The organism is Lutibacter oceani (assembly GCF_003384935.1).
GTDB classification, from domain to species: domain Bacteria; phylum Bacteroidota; class Bacteroidia; order Flavobacteriales; family Flavobacteriaceae; genus Lutibacter; species Lutibacter oceani.
The window spans coordinates 544,162-569,438 of record NZ_QTTQ01000009.1; the positions used below are offsets into that span (position 1 = coordinate 544,162).

Annotated in this window: 28 protein-coding genes and 2 tRNA genes; 13 read left to right on the forward strand and 17 right to left on the reverse strand. The window is 29.4% G+C overall.

Translation table 11 applies throughout. The features are described 5' to 3' along the window. The first annotated feature begins 18 nt into the window (after positions 1–18). Positions 19–717, forward strand: a complete 699-nt coding sequence (locus BX611_RS02485) for a zinc metallopeptidase (protein WP_115877904.1) — start codon at positions 19–21, stop codon at positions 715–717. Positions 718–749: 32 nt separating this feature from the next. Here BX611_RS02485 and BX611_RS02490 read toward each other — a convergent pair whose 3' ends face one another. From BX611_RS02490 to pdxA, 7 genes are all read right to left on the reverse strand, one after another. Then, complete coding sequence (locus tag BX611_RS02490; protein WP_115877905.1) at positions 750–1,214, reverse strand: Lrp/AsnC ligand binding domain-containing protein; 465 nt, start codon at positions 1,212–1,214, stop codon at positions 750–752. 79 nt (positions 1,215–1,293) lie between these two features. Further along, positions 1,294–2,643 carry an acetyl-CoA carboxylase biotin carboxylase subunit gene (gene accC / locus BX611_RS02495; protein ID WP_115877906.1) on the reverse strand — a complete coding sequence of 450 codons (1,350 nt, stop codon included), beginning with the start codon at positions 2,641–2,643 and terminating at the stop codon, positions 1,294–1,296. 82 nt (positions 2,644–2,725) lie between these two features. After that, a complete protein-coding gene (accB, locus tag BX611_RS02500) occupies positions 2,726–3,205 on the reverse strand; it encodes an acetyl-CoA carboxylase biotin carboxyl carrier protein (protein ID WP_115877907.1) in 480 nt (159 codons plus the stop codon). Between the two features lie 27 nt (positions 3,206–3,232). After that, positions 3,233–4,228, reverse strand: a complete 996-nt coding sequence (locus BX611_RS02505; RefSeq protein ID WP_115877908.1) for a beta-ketoacyl-ACP synthase III — start codon at positions 4,226–4,228, stop codon at positions 3,233–3,235. 152 nt (positions 4,229–4,380) lie between these two features. After that, positions 4,381–4,575, reverse strand: a complete 195-nt coding sequence (gene rpmF / locus BX611_RS02510) for a 50S ribosomal protein L32 (RefSeq protein WP_115877909.1) — start codon at positions 4,573–4,575, stop codon at positions 4,381–4,383. Then, entirely contained in the window at positions 4,562–5,131 is a 570-nt protein-coding gene (locus BX611_RS02515) for a YceD family protein (RefSeq protein WP_115877910.1), read from the reverse strand. Before BX611_RS02515 ends, rpmF begins: the two co-directional genes overlap by 14 nt. Positions 5,132–5,200: 69 nt before the next feature. Further along, the gene (gene pdxA, locus BX611_RS02520) at positions 5,201–6,253 is read right to left on the reverse strand and encodes a 4-hydroxythreonine-4-phosphate dehydrogenase PdxA (protein WP_115877911.1); all 1,053 of its coding nucleotides are present in this window, start codon (positions 6,251–6,253) and stop codon (positions 5,201–5,203) included. 61 nt (positions 6,254–6,314) lie between these two features. Here pdxA and BX611_RS02525 point away from each other — a divergent pair, with 61 nt between their 5' ends. Beyond that, positions 6,315–6,899, forward strand: a complete 585-nt coding sequence (locus BX611_RS02525) for a riboflavin synthase (protein WP_115877912.1) — start codon at positions 6,315–6,317, stop codon at positions 6,897–6,899. Here BX611_RS02525 and BX611_RS14955 read toward each other — a convergent pair whose 3' ends face one another. Both BX611_RS14955 and BX611_RS02530 read right to left on the reverse strand, forming a co-directional pair. Beyond that, entirely contained in the window at positions 6,900–7,094 is a 195-nt protein-coding gene (locus BX611_RS14955; RefSeq protein ID WP_147296387.1) for a PID-CTERM protein-sorting domain-containing protein, read from the reverse strand. A gap of 112 nt (positions 7,095–7,206) precedes the next feature. Further along, positions 7,207–7,908 carry an urease accessory protein UreH domain-containing protein gene (locus tag BX611_RS02530; RefSeq protein ID WP_115877913.1) on the reverse strand — a complete coding sequence of 234 codons (702 nt, stop codon included), beginning with the start codon at positions 7,906–7,908 and terminating at the stop codon, positions 7,207–7,209. Positions 7,909–8,312: 404 nt separating this feature from the next. On the opposite strand from BX611_RS02530, the gene BX611_RS02535 reads away from it, so the two are divergent. Continuing rightward, positions 8,313–12,014 (forward strand): endonuclease, encoded by a 3,702-nt coding sequence (locus tag BX611_RS02535; protein ID WP_115877914.1) that lies wholly within the window; start codon positions 8,313–8,315, stop codon positions 12,012–12,014. A gap of 130 nt (positions 12,015–12,144) precedes the next feature. Here BX611_RS02535 and BX611_RS02540 read toward each other — a convergent pair. Further along, positions 12,145–12,230 (reverse strand) — tRNA-Leu (locus tag BX611_RS02540). Positions 12,231–12,251: 21 nt separating this feature from the next. Next, positions 12,252–12,323 (reverse strand) — tRNA-Gly (locus BX611_RS02545). A gap of 181 nt (positions 12,324–12,504) precedes the next feature. Here BX611_RS02545 and cyoE point away from each other — a divergent pair. The 10 genes from cyoE (at position 12,505) to tsaB (ending at position 19,733) form a co-directional block, all read left to right on the forward strand. Next, complete coding sequence (cyoE, locus tag BX611_RS02550; RefSeq protein ID WP_115877915.1) at positions 12,505–13,410, forward strand: heme o synthase; 906 nt, start codon at positions 12,505–12,507, stop codon at positions 13,408–13,410. A 3-nt stretch (positions 13,411–13,413) separates the two neighbouring features. Beyond that, entirely contained in the window at positions 13,414–13,995 is a 582-nt protein-coding gene (locus tag BX611_RS02555) for a cytochrome c oxidase subunit 3 (protein WP_115877916.1), read from the forward strand. Between the two features lie 55 nt (positions 13,996–14,050). Continuing rightward, positions 14,051–15,031 (forward strand): cytochrome c oxidase subunit 3, encoded by a 981-nt coding sequence (locus BX611_RS02560; RefSeq protein ID WP_115877917.1) that lies wholly within the window; start codon positions 14,051–14,053, stop codon positions 15,029–15,031. 20 nt (positions 15,032–15,051) lie between these two features. After that, positions 15,052–15,405, forward strand: a complete 354-nt coding sequence (locus BX611_RS02565; RefSeq protein ID WP_115877918.1) for a cytochrome C oxidase subunit IV family protein — start codon at positions 15,052–15,054, stop codon at positions 15,403–15,405. A 69-nt stretch (positions 15,406–15,474) separates the two neighbouring features. Beyond that, positions 15,475–16,122, forward strand: coding sequence for a hypothetical protein (locus BX611_RS02570; RefSeq protein ID WP_115877919.1), 648 nt, complete (start codon positions 15,475–15,477; stop codon positions 16,120–16,122). Between the two features lie 4 nt (positions 16,123–16,126). Then, on the forward strand, positions 16,127–16,753 hold the full coding sequence (locus BX611_RS02575) for an SCO family protein (protein WP_115877920.1): 627 nt from the start codon (positions 16,127–16,129) through the stop codon (positions 16,751–16,753). Then, the gene (locus BX611_RS02580; RefSeq protein ID WP_115877921.1) at positions 16,753–17,268 is read left to right on the forward strand and encodes a DUF420 domain-containing protein; all 516 of its coding nucleotides are present in this window, start codon (positions 16,753–16,755) and stop codon (positions 17,266–17,268) included. Before BX611_RS02575 ends, BX611_RS02580 begins: the two co-directional genes overlap by 1 nt. 1 nt (position 17,269) lies before the next feature. Next, positions 17,270–17,482 carry a hypothetical protein gene (locus BX611_RS02585; RefSeq protein WP_115877922.1) on the forward strand — a complete coding sequence of 71 codons (213 nt, stop codon included), beginning with the start codon at positions 17,270–17,272 and terminating at the stop codon, positions 17,480–17,482. 145 nt (positions 17,483–17,627) lie between these two features. Beyond that, positions 17,628–18,956 carry a TolC family protein gene (locus BX611_RS02590; protein ID WP_115877923.1) on the forward strand — a complete coding sequence of 443 codons (1,329 nt, stop codon included), beginning with the start codon at positions 17,628–17,630 and terminating at the stop codon, positions 18,954–18,956. Between the two features lie 99 nt (positions 18,957–19,055). Further along, positions 19,056–19,733, forward strand: a complete 678-nt coding sequence (tsaB, locus tag BX611_RS02595) for a tRNA (adenosine(37)-N6)-threonylcarbamoyltransferase complex dimerization subunit type 1 TsaB (protein WP_115877924.1) — start codon at positions 19,056–19,058, stop codon at positions 19,731–19,733. Here the strand turns inward: tsaB and BX611_RS02600 are convergent. From BX611_RS02600 to BX611_RS02625, 6 genes are read right to left on the reverse strand one after another with little or no spacing between them, the layout of a single operon-like run. Further along, on the reverse strand, positions 19,725–20,438 hold the full coding sequence (locus BX611_RS02600) for a hypothetical protein (protein WP_115877925.1): 714 nt from the start codon (positions 20,436–20,438) through the stop codon (positions 19,725–19,727). The genes tsaB and BX611_RS02600 overlap by 9 nt on opposite strands. Before the next feature lie 22 nt (positions 20,439–20,460). Further along, on the reverse strand, positions 20,461–21,162 hold the full coding sequence (locus tag BX611_RS02605; RefSeq protein WP_115877926.1) for a hypothetical protein: 702 nt from the start codon (positions 21,160–21,162) through the stop codon (positions 20,461–20,463). 17 nt (positions 21,163–21,179) lie between these two features. Beyond that, on the reverse strand, positions 21,180–21,854 hold the full coding sequence (locus BX611_RS02610; protein ID WP_115877927.1) for a hypothetical protein: 675 nt from the start codon (positions 21,852–21,854) through the stop codon (positions 21,180–21,182). 48 nt (positions 21,855–21,902) lie between these two features. Further along, positions 21,903–22,709 (reverse strand): mechanosensitive ion channel family protein, encoded by an 807-nt coding sequence (locus BX611_RS02615; RefSeq protein WP_115877928.1) that lies wholly within the window; start codon positions 22,707–22,709, stop codon positions 21,903–21,905. A 13-nt stretch (positions 22,710–22,722) separates the two neighbouring features. Beyond that, positions 22,723–23,082: a DUF1304 domain-containing protein gene (locus tag BX611_RS02620; RefSeq protein WP_115877929.1), complete on the reverse strand. Its 360-nt coding sequence runs from the start codon at positions 23,080–23,082 to the stop codon at positions 22,723–22,725. Continuing rightward, the gene (locus BX611_RS02625) at positions 23,082–25,196 is read right to left on the reverse strand and encodes a thioredoxin domain-containing protein (RefSeq protein ID WP_115877930.1); all 2,115 of its coding nucleotides are present in this window, start codon (positions 25,194–25,196) and stop codon (positions 23,082–23,084) included. The genes BX611_RS02620 and BX611_RS02625 overlap by 1 nt, the downstream gene beginning before the upstream one ends. Between the last annotated feature and the right edge of the window lie 81 nt (positions 25,197–25,277).

The following is a 25,277-nucleotide window of genomic DNA, read 5'->3' on the forward strand; positions in this document are numbered from 1 at the left end:
ATAACTAAAAAAGAAAATATGATTGGATATTATATAGGAATTGGTATTATTTCATTAGTTAGTTGGCTAGTTAGTCAACAGCTAAAAAGAAAATTTAACTATTATTCAAAGATTCAACTAAACAATGGATTAAGCGGACGTGAGATTGCCGAAAAAATGTTACATGATAATGGAATTTATGATGTAAAGGTAATTTCAACACCAGGTAGATTAACTGATCATTATAATCCTATTGATAAAACTGTAAACTTAAGTGAATCTGTATACCAACAACGAAATGCTTCTGCCGCAGCAGTTGCTTCTCATGAAGTGGGACATGCCGTGCAACATGCACAAGCTTACCAATGGTTACAAATGCGATCAAAACTAGTACCAACTGTTAGCATAACATCTAAGTTTTCAATTTGGCTTGTAATTGGTGGTATTGCATTAGGAGCGGCTTCTGGAAATTCTGCAATTGGATCTACGGTTGCAATTGCTGGTTTAGCAATGATGGCTTTAGCAACTGTATTTAGCTTTATTACCTTACCTGTTGAATATGATGCAAGTAACAGAGCTTTAGCATGGTTAAAAACAAATAATATGCTTACAAATACTGAACAAGACGGTGCTAAAGATGCTTTAAAATGGGCTGCAAGAACTTATTTAGTTGCTGCGTTAGGCTCATTAGCAATGCTATTTTATTGGGGATTGAGAGTATTAGGATCTAGAGATTAATAATTAAAAAAGCCAATTTAAAATTGGCTTTTTTATAATTTTATTTGACGATTTATCTGCTGATCTAATGAAATAAAGGTTTCAGTACGGGCAACTCCTTTAATTAATTGAATATCTTGATTCAACAATTTTAATAAATGCTCATTATTTTTACATACAATTTTCACTAAAATTGCCCAATTTCCAGTTGTATAATGACTTTCAACAACTTCTGGAATTTCTTTTAATCGTTTTAATGCTGAAGAATACTTACTTGCTGCATCTAAATAAACACCTATAAAAGCAACAATGTTATAACCTAAAACTTTTGGATTAACAATTAACTTTGATCCTGAAATTAATCCACTAGCCTCTAATTTGCGTAGCCTCTGATGTATTGCTGCTCCTGAAATTCCAATTTCGCGGGCAATACCTAATATTGGAGTTCTGGCATCGTTCATTAAATGCTTTAAAATTACTTTATCAATACCATCAATATGCAACTCTTTTTCTTTCATAATGTGAAAATTGAAAGTAAATATAAAAAATAAAGGATATGAAAACTCATATCCTTTATTTTTATTCTAATATAAAATGCTATTCTTCTTCTGGATGAATAACAAAATCTTCCATAAATTTAGTAGTATAGTTTCCAGCTAAATAATCCGCGTTTCGCATTAATTGTCTGTGGAAAGGAATAGTTGTTTTTACACCTTCAATTACAAACTCGTCTAATGCCCTTCTCATTTTACTAATTGCTTCTTCTCTAGTTTGAGCAGTTGTAATTAACTTCGCAATCATTGAATCATAATTAGGCGGAATTGTATATCCAGCATACACGTGTGTATCAACTCTAACTCCATGACCTCCAGGAATATGTAATGTTTCTATTTTTCCAGGTGAAGGTCTAAAATCGTTAAAAGGATCTTCAGCATTTATTCTACATTCAATAGAGTGTAATTTTGGAATATAATTTTTACCTGAAATTGGAATTCCTGCAGCAACCTTAATTTGCTCATAAATTAAATCATAATCAATTACCTGTTCAGTAATTGGGTGCTCAACTTGAATACGAGTATTCATTTCCATAAAATAGAAATTCTTGTGCTTATCCACTAAAAACTCTATAGTACCGGCTCCTTCGTATGAAATATATTCGGCTGCCATTACAGCAGCCTCTCCCATTTTTTTTCTTAACTGAGGAGTCATAAATGGTGATGGTGCTTCTTCGGTCAATTTTTGATGACGTCTTTGAATTGAGCAATCTCTTTCAGACAAGTGACAAGCTTTTCCGAAAGAATCACCAATTACCTGAATTTCAATATGACGAGGTTCTTCAATTAACTTCTCCATATACATACCATCATTTCCAAAACAAGCAAATGCTTCTTTTCTGGCACCATCCCAAAGTTCTTTTAACTTTTCTTTTTTCCAAACGGCACGCATTCCTTTTCCTCCACCTCCTGCAGTTGCTTTAAGCATTACAGGATATCCCATTTCATCTGCTAAAATTTCCGCATCTTCAAAAGATTCTAATAAACCATCTGACCCAGGAATTGTTGGAACTCCGGCTGCTTTCATTGTTGCACGTGCTGAGGCTTTGTCGCCCATTTGGCTTATCATTTCAGCAGTAGCACCAATAAATTTTATTCCATGCTCTTCACATAGTTTTGAGAATTTTGCGTTTTCAGCTAAAAAACCATAACCTGGATGAATTGCATCTGCATTTGTAATTTCAGCTGCCGCTAAAATATTAGACATTTTTAAATACGATTCACTACTTGCTGGAGGACCAATACAAACAGCTTCATCTGCAAAACGAACGTGTAAACTTTCGGCATCAGCAGTTGAATAAACCGCTACGGTTTTCACTCCTATTTCTTTGCAGGTTCTAATAACACGTAATGCTATTTCACCCCTATTGGCAATTAATATTTTTTTAAACATAAATTCTTCGAATTTTCAATATTCAAAAAACAAATTCCAAAAATATGTTTGGATTTTGAGAATTAAAAATTGTGATTTTATATTATGATGGATCAACTAAAAATAGTGGTTGTCCAAACTCTACAGGTGTTCCGTCTTCAACTAAAACTTTAACAATTTTACCTGTTACTTCTGCTTCAATTTCATTAAATAATTTCATTGCTTCAACCATACAAACAACAGTATTTGGATTTACTGTATCTCCAACTTCTACAAATACATCTTTATCCGGTGAAGGTTTTCTATAGAAAGTTCCAATAATTGGGGAAGTAATCTCTATAAATTTAGATTCCTCTGCTTTAGCTGTATCTGCTGAAACTTCAGATTGTACTGGAGCTTGTGGCACTTGAGCTGCCATTGGCATTTGAGACATTCCCATTGGGGCTTGTTGCAAAATTGTTGTTTCTGTTTTTTCTGATCCAGTTTTAATGGTGATTTTTATATCTTCCATTTCTAACTTCACTTCACTTGCGCCAGATTTTGCCACAAATTTAATTAGATTTTGAATATCTTTTAAATCCATATTCACTAAGTTTTAGTTATTAATTTATTAAGAGTTATATGCCCATTTAAAGTAAATTGATCCCCAAGTGAAACCACCACCAAATGCTGCAAAAATTATTTTATCTCCTTTTTTTAGTTGTTTTTCGTAATCAGCTAAAAGTAATGGTAATGTTGCTGATGTTGTATTACCATACTTCTGAATATTCATCATTACTTTAGATTTATCGACTTCAATTCTGTTTGCTGTTGCTTCAATAATACGTTTATTTGCTTGATGAGCTGCAAGCCAATCTATACTTTCTTTTGTTAAATTGTTACGTTCTAACATTTTTTCTGCTACATCTGCCATATTAAAAACCGCATTTTTAAATACTGTTTTCCCGTCTTGAAATACGAAATTTTCCCTGTTATCTATCACCTCTTTAGTTATTGGATAACAAGAGCCTCCCGCCTTAACTCGCAAAAATTCTCTTCCAGAACCATCACTCCTCAAATATTCATCCTGTAACCCTAAGCCTTCTTCGTTTGGTTCAAATAATGCAGCACCTGCACCATCTCCAAAAATAATACATGTTGCTCTATCCGTATAATCGATCATAGATGAGCATTTATCTGCTCCAATAAGTAATACTTTTTTATATCTTCCAGATTCTATATATCTAGATGCTACAGACATTCCATATAAAAAACTAGAACAAGCTGCTTCTAAATCAAATCCAAATGCATTTATTGCCCCAATCTCTGTTGCTACAAATGCGGCAGTTGCAGCGGCTTGCATATCAGGTGTTGCGGTTGCAACAATAACAAGTTCTATTTCTTTTGGGTCTAAATTTTTCTTTTCAATAAGTTCTTGAGCTGCTTTTATTGCCATAAAAGAAGTTCCTTTTCCCTCTCCTTTTAATATTCTACGTTCTTTTATTCCAGTTCTTGAAGTTATCCATTCATCATTTGTATCAACCATTTTCTCTAACATTGCGTTTGTTAAAACGTCTTCAGGAACATATTTTCCAACGGCTGTAATTGCGGCAGTAATTTTTGTCATAATGTGTTTTCTTTTTGGTAAAAAAGAGTTTCAAAGTAATGAAAATTATTTCTAATTTTTAATGAATTTCGTCATTTTTTAATCAAAATCGTTCTAAAAAATAAAAAAACCCTCAAAATGAGAGTTTTTAAAATATTTTTGACTTAACAGAATTAAGCTTGATTTTCAACAGAATCTATTACGATTTGACCTCTATAATAAAGTTTACCTTCATGCCAGTGAGCTCTGTGGTATAAGTGTGCTTCACCTGTTGTAGGATCAACTGCAACTTGTGGAGCTACAGCTTTATAATGAGTTCTTCTTTTATCTCTTCTTGTTTTGGAAATTTTTCTTTTAGGATGTGCCATTACTCTTATTTTTTTCTATTAGTATATTCTTTAATTTATTCCATCTTGGATCAATATCTTTTGTGTTATCAATCTCCAGATCTTCTTCTTTATCTTTTATTTCAAACTCTTTTAATTTTTCTAATACTTCCGAATGCAAAGTCCCATCAATTACACCTGGGTGAATTTTTTTTATTGGAACCTCTAAAACAATTGCTTCATATATATATTGTGCAACGTTTAGTTTAAATTCTGAATGCGGTAAAATTAATAATTCTTCATTATCATTATTAAACGCTTCACCAAATTTTACTATTAAATAAAAACTTGTTTCAATGGGCTGATGAAATAACTCATTAGTAATATCACAAGCAACCTCTACCCACCCTGAAAAAGTGAAATTTAATTCAAATATTGTCGCCTTTTTTAAGAAGGACACATTTACATTTACATTTGAATTGTAAAACTCTTCATAGTTAAAAAAATCAAAGAACTCTTTCTTTATTATATAATCAAACTGATGAATTCCTTCTTTTAATCCAATAAAAGAAATGTCAAACTCTTTTAAATCTTTCATAATAGAACTTCAATTTGAGCGTGCAAAGATATAAATTATAATATAAATGAATAAATAAAATTAAATATTTTATAGTTTTTCTTTTCTTTGATTTGTTTTTAAACTGTTTTCAGTCAAACTTTTATATTCTTTGCGGGTTTTAAAAATTTTTATTCCTGTAAAAATTGCTTCTTTAAATGAATTGATATTTGCTAAACCTTTACCAGCCAACTCGTATGCTGTACCATGGTCTGGAGAAGTTCTTATTTTATCCAAACCTGCTGTATAGTTAACGCCTTCACCAAATGACAATGTTTTAAATGGTGCTAAACCTTGATCGTGATACATTGCTAAAATAGCATCAAAATTTTTATAATTTTCTGATCCAAAAAAACTATCTGCGGCATAAGGTCCATAAACTAATTTACCCTCACTTTGAATTATATCAATTGTTGGTTTAATTATTTCATCATCTTCATTTCCTATTACTCCATGGTCTCCACAATGCGGGTTTAATCCTAAAATAGCTATTTTAGGTTTTGAAATGGCAAAATCTTGAATTAATGTTGCATATAAAATTTCAACCTTTTTCTTAATTAATTCTGGTGTTATTGTTTCCGATACTTTTGACACTGGAATATGACCTGTAATTAAACCAATTCTAAGTTTATTTGTCATCAAAATCATTAAACTTTCACCATTAAGTTTAGATTCTAAATACTCTGTATGTCCTGGAAATTTAAAATCATCTGATTGAATATTATCTTTATTAATAGGAGCTGTTACCAAAACATCTATTTCTCCTTTTGCTAAATCATCTGTTGCTGCTTCTAAAGACTCAAAAGCACATTTACCAGATTTTTTTGTAGGTTTTCCTAAATCTACTTCAATATCATCTTTCCAAAGATTTAATATGTTAATTTTCCCATGTAATGCCTTATCAATGTTTTTAATCCCATTAAATGGAATATTAATATTTAAGTCTTTTTTATAGGCTGTTATTAATTTTGTGCTTCCATAAATAATAGGTGTACAAAAATCTAACATACGCTTGTCTGAAAAGGTTTTCAAGATAATTTCTATTCCAATACCATTAAAATCTCCAATAGAAATTCCTAATTTTATTTTTTCAAATTTGTCCATAAATAAGGTTATAATGCTTAATTTTGCGACTTCAAAAGTAATGAAATAAATTAACAAAATTATGTTTACAGGTATAATAGAAAGCTTAGGTATTGTTAAAAATATTGTAAAAGAGGGCGATAATATTCATATTAGTATTGAAAGTGATTTCACTTCTGAATTAAAAATTGACCAGAGTGTTGCACATGATGGGGTTTGCCTAACTATTGTTAACATAAATGGAAATGAATATACCGTAACTGCTATAAAAGAAACGCTAGATAAATCAAATTTAAAATATCTTAAAGTTGGTGATAAAATAAATCTAGAACGCGCTATGATTCTTGGAGCTAGATTGGATGGACATATTGTACAAGGCCATGTAGATCAAACAGCTGTTTGTACAAATGTAATTGAAGAAGATGGTAGTTGGGTTTTTAGTTTTGAATATGACAATTCCTTAAACAATATAACTATTGAGAAAGGCTCAGTTACTGTAAATGGAACTAGTTTAACCGTTGTTAATTCCAAAAACAATAATTTTTCTGTTGCTATTATCCCTTACACTTATAAGTTTACAAATTTTCACACCTTTAAAAAAGGGACTGTGGTTAATTTAGAATTTGATGTAATTGGAAAATATGTGGCTAAGCTTTTAAAAAAATAATTATTTTCTTTTTCTTAAGGAGTAAATACCAAAAAAAACACCAGAAATAATTAAAAAAGAGATACCGCCATCAATTGGAAGACCAACAGGAACAGGTCCTCCTGGTAAGGGTGGGGTTTTAAATGCAAATACTTCAGAAAATGTGAGCATTAACACACACACACACATAAAGCATCTCAAATTCTTTTTGTTCATTTAGGGGCTGGGGTTAACAAAAAAATAATACTATTCTGCAAATGTAATATTTTTTTAGGAAAAAAAAATATTTTCTAACAGTCCTCAAAAAAACTTTATTTTTTTTTTAAAATTAATTGGAAATCACCCAATATACTCCAATAATAAAGGCAAATAAACCACCTGCTAAACGGACACCTTTAAAAAAGGTTTCGTTATGTCCTTTTTTTGAATAATCTGATACCTGCCCAATTACCACAGCAAAAGCAATCATAGCAATTAAGGTTCCTATTGCAAAGCCTACAATATATTTAGTTGAATCAAAAATTGAAGAAAACCCAATAACTGGTAAAAACAATAAAAAATGTGCCACACCTGCCAACCCATGGACAAAACCAACAGATAAGGATGCAATAGTACCTTGCTTTAAATTTGGATGTTTATGGTTATGCTTTATTTCTGAATTATGAATATGTGGATGCTCATGAATTATTGGATTTCCATTACTATGCACATGAATGTGTTTGTGTTTTTTTTCTTCTTTAAATATTTTTATAAAAATCCATATTCCCAATCCTATTAAAATAATTCCTACAAACTGTTCACTATGCTCAGATATTTTTTCAATGGGTATTAATTCCTTAAAGATTAAAAATAAAAGACCTATAGATAACATGCCAAATAAATGACCAAAACCCCAAAATAAGCCAATTTTCCATGCTTTTCTTTTACTTTCAATTGCAAAAGGTGTAACAGCCGCTAAATGATCAGGACCAGAAATTACGTGTAACATTGCAGCAATAATACCTGCAAATAAGGGAAAGGTGAGTTCCATTTAAAAAAAATTAGGTTTTATAAAATTACAAATAATTCTTTTCATTTTGAAGCTTTAAAAAACCTAATTAAAATAGTAATTCTTAATAAAAAGAGTCATAATATAAAATTATAACTAAAGAATAATTATCCATTGAGTTGTCAGGTAAAATTTTCCTGTAAAAAACACCTTTATGGTAAATTGGCATTGCATATAAACCCAAAATTGTTGTATTCTGAATATTCTGATACCAGGGATTTTAGCCAACAAATACAGGTGGTAATGGATTGACAATAATTTTACCTGCCAACTTAAACAGTGTTAATGCTTTTATAATGGTTAAAAAAAGTCTGTTTAAACCAATTTTTTGAATAAAAATCGTATATTTATATCTTATTTTTTAACCCCAAAAACCCCAAAATCACATGAAAAAAATTACTTTTTTAGTAATGCTTATTCCTTTTTGGATTCAAGCACAAATTCCTTCGTATTATAACGATGTGAATTTAAACCTTTCAGGAACCAATTTAAAAGATGAATTGGCTTCAAAAATTATTAGTACACACACCAATTTTTTATCTTACTCTCAAGTCTGGGATGCTTCAAAAATTACAGATCTAGACCCTAGTGACGCAACAAATTCTAATGTTATTTTAATTTATGGTTATAATGATACTGATGGGAATTACATTACGGATAGAACTAGAAGTAAAGATGCAAATGGTGGAACCGCTGGAACCGATTGGAATAGAGAGCATACCTATGCTAAATCGTTAGGAGTTCCAAATTTAGGAACATCAGGCCCTGGTTCAGATGCACATCATTTACGCCCTTCAGATGTTACTTTTAACGGACAGCGCAGTAGCAAGAAATTTGCGTCAGGAATTGGAAATGCTGGAGATTCTAACGGAGGTTGGTATCCTGGTGACGAATGGAAAGGTGATATTGCCAGAATGATGATGTATATGTATTTGCGTTATGGAAATCAATGCTTACCAACTGGTGTTGGAATAGGAAGTGCTTCAGCAACTCCTGATGACATGATTGATCTTTTTTTACAATGGAATGCTGAAGATCCTGTTTCTCAAATAGAAAAAAACAGAAACCAATATCATGGAAATTCAACGAATGCTTTTGCTCAAGGAAATAGAAATCCTTTTATAGATAATCCTGCTTTTGCAACTCAAATTTGGAATGGACCGCAAGCTGAAGATTTATTTGGAAATAGTGTTCCAGACACTGAAGCTCCAACAGCTCCGTCAAATGTAATAGCTTCTAATATTACAAATTCAACATTAGATTTAAACTGGACTGCTTCAACAGATAATATTGCTGTGAGTTCTTATGATATTTATAAAGACGGCATCTTTTTGGCTTCTTCAACAACAAATTCATATTCAGTAATAGACTTAACACTAAATACAACTTATGATTTTACTGTGTTTGCTAAAGATGCAACTGGCAATACATCTGGTATAAGTAATACTGAAACTATTACAACAACAAATATTATAGATACTGAGGCTCCAACTTCAATAACAGATTTAATTGCAAGTAATACAACTAGTTCAACTACAAGTTTATCTTGGGCAGCTTCAACAGATAATATAGCTGTTACATCTTATGAAATTTCAAAAGATGGTGTGTTTTTGGCTTCATCAACAACAAACTCATATTTAGTTACTGGATTAATGCCAACCACAAGTTATACATTTAGCGTTATTGCAAAAGATGCTGCGGGTAATAATTCTACAATAAGTAATACTGCAACTACAACTACTTTAGATGTTGTTAGTGGTAATGACATTTTTATTTCAGAATATGTTGAAGGTTCTTCAAACAATAAAGCTATTGAAATTGCAAATTTTACTGGAAACACTGTTGATTTATCGGCTTATTCATTAAAAAGAAATACAAACGGAGGCTCTTCTTGGGGAGCAGCTTTAGTTTTATCTGGTCAATTAATAAATGAAGCTGTATTTGTTGCTGCCAATAGTTCTTCAACTAGTGTAATTTTAAATGTTGCTGATTTAACTTCAAGTTCAGATGCTTTATTATTTAACGGAAATGACCCAGTCGGTCTTTTTAAAAATAATGTGCTAATTGATATTGTTGGAACTTTTAATAATGGTACTGCAAATTTCGCAGCTGATACAACTTTAAGAAGAAAAACATCAATAACAAATCCTTCAACAACTTACAATGTGAATGACTGGGATTCTTTTTCAACTGATACTTTTGATGACTTAGGTTCTCATGCTGCTTCGGGAGGAGGAACAGCAGATACTGAAGCTCCAACAGCACCAGCTGGATTAACTGCTAGTAATATATCTGAAACAGCTTTGGATTTATCTTGGACTGCTTCAACAGATAATATTGGTGTAACAAATTATGAAGTTTATAAAGACGGAACTTTATTCTCCACTGTTGTAAATACTTCAATTAATATAACAGGTTTAAGCGCTGCTACTACATATAGTTTTAGTGTAACAGCAAATGATGCTGCAGGAAACACTTCAACTAATAGTAATACTGTAAATACTTCTACAATAGATATTACATCGCCATCTACTCCTCTTAATTTTATTAACACTAATACAACCCAAACAAGTACTTATTTATCTTGGGATATTTCAACAGATAATGTAGGAGTTAGCGACTATGCAATATTTATAGATGGTATATTATTAACTACAACAACAAATAATTTCTACAATGTTATTAACTTAATTCCAGAAACAACATACGCTTTTACCATAATGGCAAATGATGCTTCAGGAAATAGTTCAACACTAAGTAATGCTATAAATGTAACAACATTAAGCAGTGGAGGAAGCGGAAGTGGAAATGAACTTTTTATTTCTGAATATATTGAAGGCTCTTCAAACAACAAAGCTATTGAAATTGCAAATTTTACAGGAAATACTGTTGATTTATCCACTTATTCTTTAAAAAGGAATACAAATGGTGGTTCTTCTTGGGGAGCAGCCTTTAATTTAACAGGCCAGATACTGGATGGAGATGTTTTTGTTGTAGCTAATAGTTCAGCAACCAGCACTATTTTAAATATTGCAGACTTAACTTCTAGTTCAGATGCTTTATTGTTTAACGGAAATGACCCTGTAGGTTTATTTAAAAATGATGTACTTATAGATATTGTTGGAACTTTTAATAATGGTTCTGCAAATTTTGCTGCTGATACAACTTTAAGAAGAATAGCAACAATTACAAATCCTTCAACAACTTATAACACAAATGAATGGATATCTTTTTCAACGGATACTTTTGATGATTTAGGATCTCATACGGTATCAGGAGGAGGAAATGGAATTTCTGATATTCTTTTTGCTCATTCATTTGAAACAGATTGGGATGGCTGGATTGATGGTGGATCTGATTGCTATAGAATAAATAGCCAATATTCTTTTGATGGAAATTATTCTATTAGAATTAGAGACAATTCAGGGATACAATCTGCAATGACATCTAGTTCTTATGATGTATCTGCTTATGAAAATTTAGAAGTGAAGTTTGATTTTTATAGTGACAGTATGGAATCTAATGAAGATTTTTGGCTACAATATTTTGATGGATCAACTTGGCAAACTGTAAAAGCCTTTGTAAGTGGAACAGATTTCAATAATAGTGAATTCACTGAAAGCATTGTTACAATTTCTGCTGCCACCTATAATTTCCCAGCAAATGCACAATTCAGATTTCAATGTGATGCCAGTTCAAATTCTGATGCTATTTATATTGACAATGTAATTGTAACAGCTACTTCGGGTATCGCTGCAAAACGAGCTATAAAACCGTTTATTCAAAAGAAAGTAAAGACTTACTCGTCCAACTTACCTGAAATTGAAGAAATGAATTTTTACCCAAACCCTAGTTCTATTGCAACTAAAATAGTTGCTGAAATTGATATTGAAGATGATATTGTAAATGTTGAAGTTCTTATTGCAAATGTACAAGGAAGGATAATTAAAACAATAAATATCGATAACTTAAAAAATGAATATTTCGAACAAAATATGGATATTTCTAATTTAAAAAGCGGTATTTATTTTGTAAAAATCACATCAAATAAAGGATTAAATATTACTAAAAAGTTAATTGTACAGTAAGTATAAAAAACAATTTAAAATATTAGCCTCTTCTTTTTAAAAAGAAGAGGCTTTTTTTATTCCAACAATATAAATTATAGTCTTAAAAACAAGAAACTCTTGAAAATCTGACGATTAACAAGAGTTTTTGTACTCGAGATGGGACTTGAACCCATACGGGCCTTACAGCCCACTGGATTTTAAGTCCAGCGTGTCTACCAATTCCACCACTCGAGCATTGGTATGTTTATATTGTAGAGCGAAAGACGGGATTTGAACCCGCGACCCTCACCTTGGCAAGGTGATGCTCTACCCCTGAGCTACTTTCGCAGTCATATTTTAAAGAACAACATTTAATTTTTTATCTCAAATGCGAGTGCAAATTTAAAACAATTCTTATAACAACAAAGCCTTTTTTAAAAATTATTTAAATTATTTTTTTAATCTCCTTATTTTAAGGTTGTAATTCTCTAATAATAAAATATATTTGCACAGATTTTAATGAAACTTAATGCAAAAAACCTTAAATTCTATTAATCATAACGTGAACTTTTCAGCAATATTTAGCGATTTTAAGCAATTAACAAAGGTTGGCTTATCTCTTAGTGTTGTCTTTTCATCATTGGCTGGTTATTTATTAGCCGTTGAAGAAATTCAATTTTCAATACTTTTTATGTTGGCAATTGGTGGTTATTTAATGGTTGGTGCTTCAAATGCTTTCAATCAAATTATAGAAAAAGATACAGATGCTTTAATGAAACGCACAATGAACAGACCTTTACCAACAGGTAGAATGCATGTTTCAATGGCATTAGTAATTGCAATTTCTTTTACAATAGTTGGTTTGACCATTTTATATAGTATCAATCCTAAAAGCGCTTTGTTTGGTGCAATTTCTATATTTTTATATACAAGTATTTATACCCCTTTAAAATCAATAACTCCATTATCGGTTTTTGTGGGCGCAATTCCAGGTGCAATTCCTTTTATGTTAGGCTGGGTGGCAGCTACTAACGATTTTTCTATTGAACCTGGAATGTTATTTTTAATCCAGTTTTTTTGGCAATTTCCACATTTTTGGGCAATCGCATGGTTGCAATATGACGAATATAAAAAGGCTGGTTTCAACTTAATGCCAATGGGGCAAAAAAACAAAAAAGCTGTTATCCAAATCATAATTTATACTATCTGTTTAATAATTGTTTCTGTAATTCCTGTTTTAAAAATGACAGGAAGTTTTTATATTTACCCAATTACAGCAGTTATTTTAGTTGCTTTAGGAAGCACAATGTTGTATTATGCAATAAAATTATACAAATATCAAACTAATAAAGAAGCAAGGCAATTAATGCTATCTAGTGTATTATACATAACTTTGATTCAAATAATTTACGTAGTAGATAAATTTTTACATTAAAAAATGAAACAATCTTTAGAACAAGAATACAAACAAGCAAAAAGAAAATCTGCAAAACCTATGCTTTGGGTTTCTATGATTAGTATGACAATGATGTTTGCTGGTTTAACAAGCGCATATGTTGTTAGTAGAAAAAGAAACGATTGGGTTTCTTTTGATCTCCCTAATGCTTTTTATATAAGTACAGTATTAATAATTTTAAGTAGTATTACTTTTATTTTAGCAAAGTACTTTATTAAAAAAGACAATAGACAATTAACAACTGTGCTTTTATTAAGTACACTACTTTTAGGTTTAGGTTTCATTTATTATCAACTTGAAGGATTTAAGGAATTATTTAATGCAGGGTTGGTTTTTGCAGGTGCAGAAAGTACTGTAAAATCATCATTTATTTATGGAATTACATTAGCACATTTAGCACATATTGCAGCAGGTATTATTGTACTTTTAGTAGTATTGGTAAATCATTTTAATAAAAAATATTCATCTAAAGATTCACTTGGATTAGAATTAGGTGCTATTTTCTGGCATTTTGTTGATATACTATGGATTTACTTGTTTTTATTTTTCTATTTTATTAGATAAAAAAAATAATGTATTTTTGGCGAAACTATAACTAAAAAATCAAAACAAAACTTATATGGAAGCAACTGTTGCTACTGAAACTAATGAAAAAACTTGGAATGGTGGAACGAATAGACCACTAGGTGCAAGTTATGGTAAAATGATGATGTGGTTCTTCATTTTGTCTGATGCACTAACATTCTCTGGCTTTTTAGGCGCATATGGTTTAATGCGTTTTAAATTTATTGAATCTTGGCCAATTGCCGATGAAGTTTTTACGCATTTCCCTTTTTTACATGGCTTACATGCACCAATGTATTATGTGGCATTAATGACCTTTATTTTAATATTTTCATCTGTAACAATGGTGTTAGCCGTTGATGCAGGTCACCAAATGAAAAAAGGAAAAGTAACCTTTTATATGTTACTTACAATTATTGGTGGTTTAATATTCTTAGGCTCACAAGCTTGGGAATGGAAAAATTTTATTGGAGGTTCCTATGGAGCAGTAGAATTAAATGATGGAAAAATCATTCAGTTTGTAGATGCTTCAGGACATCAAATAGAATTAGAAAAATTTGCAATCTCATCTCATTCTGAAAGAACAAAATTAACCAGAGATAAAGGTGTTTGGTTTATGAGTGAAAGTTCACTGCCTCCATTCTCTGTAGATGAAGTTATGGCAGGTTTTAAAGCAAATACAGACATTACTATTAGATTAGAGAAAATTGACCCGGCGACTAAAACAAAAACTATTGTTCCGCGCGCTGAAGCTATGACTTATTTAAATGAAATTAAAACAGTTGTAAAAGGGGCTAACCTTCAAGTAAATGAATATGGAAAACCATTATTTGCAGATTTCTTTTTCTTCATTACAGGTTTTCACGGTTTCCACGTTTTTTCTGGTGTAATTATAAATATTATCATTTTCTTCAATGTTATTTTAGGAACTTATGAAAGAAGAGGACATTATGAAATGGTTGAAAAAGTAGGATTATATTGGCACTTTGTAGATTTAGTTTGGGTATTTGTATTCACATTCTTCTACTTAGTATAATTTTTAAAAGACATTAAAAAATGGCACACGCACAAGAACATACATCACACACAGGATTAATTTGGAAAGTATTTGGAATACTTTCTGTAATAACTATAGTTGAAGTTATTTTAGGTATTGCTAAACCGGATGCATTGCATTTAACAAAAATATTAGGAACAAGTCCTTTAAATATAATTTTCCTTGTTTTAACATTGGTAAAAGCATATTACATTACTTGGTTTTTTATGCATATGGCTGATGAAACAAAAAGCTTGCGAAGAGCAGTTGTTTGGACAGCAGTTTTCTTAATTATGTATTTAGCTACGCTTTTATTAATTGAAGGAAGTTATATAAATGGTGTTTTAGCTCCGTTAGTAAAGTGGAATTACTAAAACAATAAAATATTTAAATGAAGAAGGTGGTTTTTTTAACCACCTTTTTTTATTTTTGCAAAAAACACAATGAAAAAATTCTGGGTATTATTTAGCTTATTTGTTTTGCCTTTAGTATTTTATATTTTCCTTTCAAAAGGAATTTATAAATATTCTAATTTACCAATACTAACAGAAAATGTTGTTGATGTTAAACCTTTTTCAAGTGAAGAAAAAGTTACATTTAATGAAAACTTATCAATAGTCTGTTTTTTAGGGAACGATATTAAAACTGCAAAAGGCAGTATGTTCAACCTAAATCAAACCATTTACAAACGCTACTACCAAAAGCCTTATTTTCAAATTGTAGCAATACTTCCAAAAGGAACAGAAACAACATTTAAAGATGCTATAGAAGAGCTTTCAGCATTTACTGATATTAACAAATGGCATTTTATTTATACAAATAACTCTAATATAAATTTACTATTTAATAGTTTTGAAACGCCATTTAAATTAAACGAAAATTTATATTCGGAAAATGCATATATTATTGATATGGAATTACGTTTAAGAGGACGAAAAGATGATGAAGACACCAAAGACGGTAAGTTATATGGTTATAATATGAAATCTATTTCAACCTTAAAAAACAAAATGAAAGACGATATTGCTATTATTTACTATCAATTAAAGAAATCTGCAGAAAAAGAACAACGAAGAAAAAGAGAAATCTAATCTTATGAAAAAATATTCATACATAGGTGTTTCATTTATAATTTTAATCTTTGGCATATACGCTATTCCAAAAATTGTAAATAAATTTAAAACACCAGAACTAGTAAAAATAGGAGAAATACCTAATTTTGAATTTACCAATCAGGACGGAAAATTAATTTCAAATTCATTTTATAAAGATAAAGTATATGTAATTGAATTTTTCTTCACCACCTGCCCTACCATTTGTCCTAAAATGAATGAAAATATGGTGAAACTTCAAAATGAATTCTACGGAAATTTAGATTTCGGTATTGCTTCAATAAGTATAAACCCAGAATATGATACTCCTGAAATTTTAAAAGAATATGCAAAATCACATGGAGCGACTTTAAAAACCTGGAATTTTTTAACTGGCGACAAAGCTACAATTTATGAACTCGCAAATAAAGGAATTGCTTTATATGCTGGTGAAAACAGCGAAGCAGAAGGAGGGTTTGAACATTCAGGAATGTTTGCACTTGTTGATAAACAAGGAAATATACGTTCTCGATTGGATGAGTTAGGAAACCCAATTGCGTTTTATGATGGTTTAGATTCAAAAAGCGTTCAAATGATTAAAGAAGATATTGCAATTTTATTAAAAGAATAATGACAACAGAAACTAAAAAATATAATAAATGGATTGTAATTTTATCAATTGCAATTCCCCTAGTAGTTGCAATTTTATTTGGCGTTAAAATTGATGCGGAACTACCAATTTTTTTACCTCCAATTTATGCTACTATAAATGGGTTTACTGCACTACTTCTAATTGCAGCAATTTTTGCTGTTAAAAATAAAAAAGTAAAATTGCACGAAAAATTAATGAAAACTGCTATTGTGTTTTCTGTCCTGTTTTTAGTAATGTATGTTGCCTACCATATGACTTCCGATTCAACAAAATATGAAGGTACAGGGATTTTTAGAACTATGTATTTTGTTATTTTAATTTCACATATTGTATTGTCAATTGCTGTAATACCTTTTGTATTAATTACTTTTGTAAGAGCAATTACAAATAATATTGAGCTCCATAAAAAAATAGCTCGTATCACGTTTCCTTTATGGTTATATGTTGCAATTACTGGTGTAATTGTATATTTAATGATTTCACCTTATTATTAAAATGAAAAAAATACTGTCTCTTATATTATTTATTCTTTCCTTTCAATTTATGAATGCACAATGTGCAATGTGTAAAGCAGTTGTTGAAAGTGGTGAAGTTTCACAAGCAGAAGGATTAAATTCGGGCATTTTATATTTAATGGTATTTCCTTACATTTTAGTGGGAACACTTTTGTACTTCATTATTAAATATAGACGTAAATTCAAAATTTAACATTTCTATAAGAGACTAAGAGTGTAACAAATAATAATTTTAGTCGTCATATAACAAAATCAACTAAACCGAATAAATATTAGTTTGTATATTCGGTAATAATTATTGATGTTAATTAAAAATTAATAAAACTCAATTATATATAATGAGAACAAAAATTGTTACTATTTTGGCATTTGTACTATTTTTAACAACTTATGCACAAGATAAAAAATGGACATTATTAGAATGTGTTAATTATGCATTAGACAATAACATTTCTATAAAACAAAATAAACTAAATGTTGCTATAAGTGAGGAAAATGTTTTAAACGCCAAAGGTAATTTTTTACCAAATTTAAATGCTTCTACTAGTGGTAGTTTATCATTTGGTTCAAATTTTGAACCAGTAACTCAAAACCGTGTTTCAACAAGTACTTTTGGTGGATCTTTAGGCATTAATTCTGGGATAACAGTTTTTAATGGTTACAGAAATTTAAACACTTACAAACAAGCTCAGCTTGGGGTTGAATCCAGTAAATTAGATTTAGATAAAATTCAGGATGACATTTCATTATTTGTAGTAAATTCTTATTTAAACGTATTATTTGCAAAAGAGAATTTAAATGTTGCACAAGTTCAATATGAAATAAGTAAAAAACAAATTGAAAGTGCACAAGCGCAATTTGAAGCTGGAGATAAACCTAAAAGTGATTTGTTAAATGCTCAATCTACAGCGGCTGCAGATGAGCAATCTGTAATTTTAAATGAAAACACCTTAAGTTTAGCTTTATTAGATTTAGCTCAATTATTACAAATCAGTCCTACAAATTTTGATGTAGAAACAATTGAGGTAGACGCTCCTTCATTAGCAATGTTATATAAAAATGCAGATGAAGTTTATCAAAGAGCTTTAACAAACAGACCTGAAATTAAAAAAGCTGAATTAGATATAGAATTATCTGACTTATCAGTTGAAATTGCGAAAGCTAATTTTTTACCTTCAGTAAGTCTTGGAGCAAATGTTGGAACAGGTTATGGTTTTAACCTAAAAAACAATTCTCATATCCCGTACTTTACTCAATTAGATGATAATTTAGGTTATGGTTTAAATTTTAGCGTTAATATTCCAATTTTTAATAGAAACCAAACTAAATCGAATGTTAATAGACAATTGATTAATTATGAGATTTCTAAATTTGGATTAGAAAATCAAAAATTACAATTACAGCAAACCATTCAAAAAGCCTTTTACGATGCCAAAGCTGCGGCAAAAGCATACGAATCTGCAGAAAAATCTTTAATTGCGCAAAACGAAGCATTCAAAAATGCACAAGAAAGTTACAATTCTGGTGTTATGACATCTTTTGATTTTGATCAAGTTAGAAATCGGTTAGTAAACGCTGAAGGTGCTATAATAAGAGCAAAATATGATTATATATTTAAATCTAAAGTATTGAAGTTTTATTATGGAGAACCAATAGTAATAGATTAATTTTTTTTAAATAATATTTTAAAACATCCAACTTTTTAGGTTGGATGTTTTGTTTTATAGCAAGCTATTTAAGTATCTTTGCAATCTAATTTCTAGAATTTGACTTATATCTTAAATATTGAAACTTCCACAAAAAATTGCTCGGTAAGCCTGGCAAAAGATGGTAAAACAATAGCTTTAAAAGAGGTAAATGATGAAGGTTATTCCCATGCAGAAAAACTTCATGAATTTATAAAAGAAATTATTTCAAAAGCAGGTTTATCTTTTTCTAATTTAGATGCAATAGCTGTTAGTAAAGGCCCTGGTTCTTATACTGGTTTAAGAATTGGAGTTTCTGCAGCAAAAGGCCTATGCTTTGCATTAAACATCCCTTTAATTTCAGTAAACACGCTGCAATCATTAGCTTTAACTACTTCTACACCTTCAGAAAGTTTTGTAATTCCACTTTTAGACGCTAGAAGAATGGAAGTATACAGTGCTGTTTTTAAAAACAACATTTTAATAAAAAATGTTGCTGCTGAAATTATTACAGAAAATTCTTTTAGTGAATTTTTAAATAAATCTGATGTATATTTTTTAGGTGATGGCGCTGAAAAATGTAAGGAAATAATTATTCATAAAAATGCAAATTTTATTGACAATAAATTTCCTTCCGCTAATGAAATGTCCAAACTTTCTTTTGAAAAATACAAAAAAAACGACATTGAAGATATCGCTTATTTTGAGCCTTTTTATTTAAAAGACTTTATTGTAGTAGCTTCAAAAAAGTTAATTTAAAGTGTTGTAATAATTAATTATTTTAATTAAATCCTCCGACTTCTTAAAACTTAATTTATTCTTTTTTGCAAATAACTCAATCTCTTTAGATTTATGGCTAAAAAAGTTTAATATATCCTTTTTCTTTTTTGGTAATTCAATTGCCTCATTGTTTTTTGCTATATAAATTTCATCTTTTAAACGTCCTAATTTTGGAGGTTCATACCTGGTAAAACCTAATTTTGCTGGCACTTCTTTATATAGCTTAACCTTTTCTTTAATTAGTAATTGTGTTTTATTATTTTTATTTAAAACCACAAAAAAACCTTTTTTAGATTCTTTGTTTTCTATATAATCTAAAAGTTGATATTCTTTATTAAGAATATCAAAATTTATACTATAATAACCTGTTTTAGGCAAATAATAAGGCTTACCCTCCAACTCAATTTCCATTTCATCTTTGTATGCATTATATCTCATTAAATAAACCATCTCTTTATTTGAAATATTCCCTGGTATAAAATTTTGGTTAACATAACTACTGCCTACTAATTCTCTTGAGGTTGAATCAATTGAATTTAAATCAATTATACCAATCAAACCATAAATTTCAAACTCATCGGTCATATTTATGCGTCCAGCAGCCGCATCTGACCATTGACTGTAACTTAGAACATTTATAAACAGTATAACTAATGTTATAGAAATTTTAATAGCTGTTTTCATAATATTTATTTTAAATAAGAATCTAATTTATAGAATTATAATAGTTAAATATCTGTATTAAGTCTGATTCATTTTTAATATTGAGTTTATTTTTTTTAATATACAACTCAATTTCTTTAGATTTAGTTAAAAACAAATTTGAAAAATATTTTTTGTTTGTTGGAGATTTTATAATTATTTTATCTTTAAAATCAATATAAAATTCATTCTTAATTCGTTTTAAAGTTGGTGGTTCGTATTTTGTAAAACCTAATTTTGCAGGAACCTCATCATACAATTTAATTTTTTCTTTAACCAATAAAGAAGCTTTATTACCATCAACTAAAACCACAAAAAAACCTTTTTTCTGAGTTCCCTTTTCATCATAATTTGAAAGTTGATATACCTTATTAACTCCTTCAAAAGTAACTGTATAGTTATTAGATTTTGGTAAATAATAAGGCTTACCACTTATTTCTATTTCCATTTCATCTAAATAAGCATTATACCTAACAAAATAATTAACCTCACTATAAGATAGTTTTGCAGATAAGTAGGTTTCGTTAATATAGCTATTCCCTACTAATTCTTTAGATCTTAAATCTATAGAGGTTAAACCTTTACCATTAGCATATATTTGTTCTGAATTTGAATGTTGCGAAAAACCAAAAAGCGAAAACAATAATCCTAAAAGTGTTAGGTTCTTTTTAATAAATGCTTTTATATTGAATAAAAAAATATTCATATACTTTATAAAAAATTTTAATTAATAGTTTTATAATAATTAAATATTTGAGTTAAATGTTCTGTATTTTTTATATTTAATTTATTTTTTTTCATAAATCCTCCAATGTCCTTAGATTTGCTAGAAAACAAGTTTAAAAAGTCTTTTTTCTTTTTTGGCAATTCAACAGTTGTTTTATTTTTATAACCAATAAAATATTTATCTTTCACCCTACTTAATTTAGGCGGTTCATATCTTGTAAATCCTAATTTTGCAGGAACTTCTTCATATAATTTAATTTTTTCTTGCTTTAATAATGAAATATTATCACCTGATGTTAAAACCATAAAAAAACCTTTTTTCTGAGTTCCCTTTTCATCATAATTTGAAAGTTGATATACCTTATTAACTCCTTCAAAAGTAACAGTGTAATTATTAGATTTTGGCAAATAATAAGCCTTACCACTTATTTCTATTTCCATTTCATCTAAATAGGCATTGTATCTTATTAAATAAATGGCTTCGCTGTTTGAAACTTTTGCCGGTCGAAAATCTACATCAATATAACTACTACCTACTAACTTTTTAGATGTTAAATCAACAGATGTTAAACTTGTTGCATTGGTATATATATGCTCTACATCTGAATTTTGAGAAAAACCTATTGTACAGAACAAAATAAAAGTTACTGAAATTAACTTTATATAATTCATTTTTTAAATTTTAATAATTTATCATCAATTATTATTCCAACAATTTAATTACTTTCTAATTTCAACTTGATGTGGGTACGGAATTTCAATACCTGCTTTATCTAATTCTAATTTAGTTGCTTCCAAAACTTCAAAATGCACAGTCCAGTAATCTTCAGTAACAACCCAAGGCCTTACCACAAAATTAACTGAGCTATCAGCTAATTCAGATAGCTTTACAGCTGGTGCTGGTTCTTTTAAAACTTTAGGGTTATCCAATAAAACTTTCATCAACACTTCTTTTGCTTGCTTTATATCTGTATCATAACTAACTCCAAAAGTCAAATCAACTCTAGCCACATTTTCTTCCGAATAATTAGTAATGTTACCATTAGACAATGCTCCATTTGGTAGAATTATCAATCTATTTTGTGGTGAATTTAATTTTGTTACAAAAATTTGAATTTCCTTCACAGTACCAGAATACCCTTGAGCTTCAATAAAATCTCCTACTTTAAAAGGTTTAAATATCATTATTAAAGCTCCGCCAGCAAAGTTAGCTAACGAACCTTGCAATGCTAAACCAACAGCTAAACCGGCAGCACCTAGTATTGCAATAAATGAAGTAGTTTCAACACCAACTTGCGAAATAGCAGTTATAAAAACCAAAATTTTTAGTCCCCATCCAATTAAATCTCCCAAGAATTTTTGAAGCGTTATATCTACACCTCTTTTGTCCATTACTTTTCTGGTAATTTTTACAATTTTTTTAACAAGCCATAGCCCTATTATTAAAATTAAAAACGCCACAATAACATTTACTGCATTTCTTTCAATAAATGAAAGTGCTAAATCTAAATACTTTTGAAAATTCATTATATAATTTTTTTTAAATTAAGATTAAAATTATTCCAATAATTGCTGGAACAGATTGTACTAAAAATAACTTTATTTTTCCTGTAGTATATGACCCAAAAATACCAGCTATCGTCACACAAGTTAAAAAGAAAAGTGCTATTTCGTTAAAGTTATTTTTATTAATTATTGCCCAAATAAGTCCGGCAGCTAAAAATCCATTATACAAACCTTGGTTTTTAGCAAGTGTTTTAGAAACTTTAGCCTCTTCAAGTTTTAAACCAAATGCTTTCAACCCTTTTGGTTTGTCCCAATAAAACATCTCTAAAATCATAAAATAGATGTGTTCAAATGCAACTAAACCAACAATAAAAATTAATAAATTATGTATCATTAAAACTTTATTTTTAATTGATTCAAGGCCTTTTTAACTTCACTTTCAGGTAATTGACAAGCACCATCAACACATACATAAATTAAGGTTTCATTTTCATTAAATCTACCTTCCATTAATGGAATATTACTTTTTTTTATACTTCCTGCAATTAATTTATTTGGAATATAATTTTTATTCAACTCCATAATTTTCGTTTTGGAATCATTTCCTGAAATGGCTATTTCATAAAAGTTACCTGTTAAATTACACATTAATTGTAACCAATTTGAATATCCAGAACCATAAAGTTGTGTTCTTTCCTGAACATTATGAAGCATTTGCTTACTTGTTCTAAAGTAATAATTATTGGAAAAATAATGACTTAGTTTAAACAAATTATTGGCCATTAAAGAGTTTGAGGCCGGTATTACATTGTCTTCAATTTCTGTTTTACGGGTTATTAAATTGGTATCTTCATCAGAAGTAAAATAAAACATAGATTTTTCAGAATCAAAGAAATGATCAAAACTATAATCAGTTAATTGTTTTGCCGTATTTAACCAAAGTTCATTTAAAGTTATTTCGTATAATGAAATATAAGCATCTATTACAGTTGCATAATCTTCTAAATAACCGTTTATGGTGCTTCTACCATTTTTATAACTGTGATTTAAATTTCCGTTTTCCTGCAATTGTTTGGTATAAATAAACGTGGCATTTTTTATTGCTATATCTAAAAAATGTTGTTCATTAAAAACTTTATACGCATCTATATAACCTTTTAACATAAGGGCATTCCAAGAAGTTAACGATTTATCATCCAAACGTGGTCGGACTCTTTTACTACGTACTTGTAATAATAATTTTTTCCAAATCTCTACTTTGGCTTCTAGTTCTGAAACCGTAATTGAGTTATTTTCAGCAACTTCAACATTACTATTTTTTCTAATTAATACATAATTATCATGTTCCCAAAAGCCATAATTATTAACATTATAATATTCTGAAAACAATTTAAAATCTTCATTTAAAATGGATTTTAATTTCTCCTTTTTCCAAACATAAAATGCACCTTCTTCTAATTTTCCTTCTTCATTAATACTATCCGCATCTAACGAAGAATAAAACGCACCTTCATTTGTGGTTAATTCTCTTTCAACAAACTCTAAGGTTTCATAAACAGTTTTTTTATACAATTCATTTTTTGTTGCCTGATAAGTTTCAGCATACAAACTCACCAATTGTCCATTATCATACAACATTTTCTCAAAATGAGGAACATGCCACTTTTTATCTACAGAATATCTGGAAAAACCACCTCCAATTTGATCATTTATTCCTCCATAAGCCATATTAGTAAGCGAGGTGTTTACATAATTCAATATTAAATTATCATTTGCCTGAATAGCATAACGTAATAAAAAAATATAATTATTAGGCATTGGAAATTTTGGTGCCCCTTTTCTACCTCCCAAATCAAAATCCATATATTCTCTCCAGGTCAAAACAGCACTATCCAATTCAGAAACAGTAAATTCTTTGGTATTTTTATTTAAAGGTACTAAATCAGAATTTTTAATTCCTTCAGTTAACTTTACAGCATATTCAATTACTTCATTTGGTTTTTCTGTATACATTTTACTCAATTGTTCCAATGCGCTTATCCAATTTTCTTTTGGAAAATAGGTTCCTCCCCAAACTGGTCTGCCATCTGGTAAAGCAATACAATTTAGCGGCCATCCACCTCTACCTGTCATTAATTGAACAGCATTCATATATACTTGATCAATATCTGGGCGTTCTTCCCTATCTACCTTAATATTAATAAAATTTTGATTCATTACAGCAGCAACTTCTTCACTTTCAAAACTTTCATGTTCCATAACATGACACCAGTGACAAGACGAATATCCAATAGAAATAAGTAATAATTTATTTTCTTTTTTTGCAAGATCTAAAGCTTCATCATTCCAAGCATGCCAATCAACAGGATTGTGTGCATGTTGCAATAAATAAGGGCTTGTTTCCTTAATTAAGCTATTCGTAAATTTATGACTCGTCATTTGTTTTTCAGTTTTATTTGTACAACTTACAATTGAAATTCCTATTAAAAAATATAAAATCCGTTGCATTAATATTAAATAAAGATAAATGATATTGGTTAAAAAAAGAAAAGCGCTTTTTAAAAAAGCGCTTTTTAAAACTATAAAATT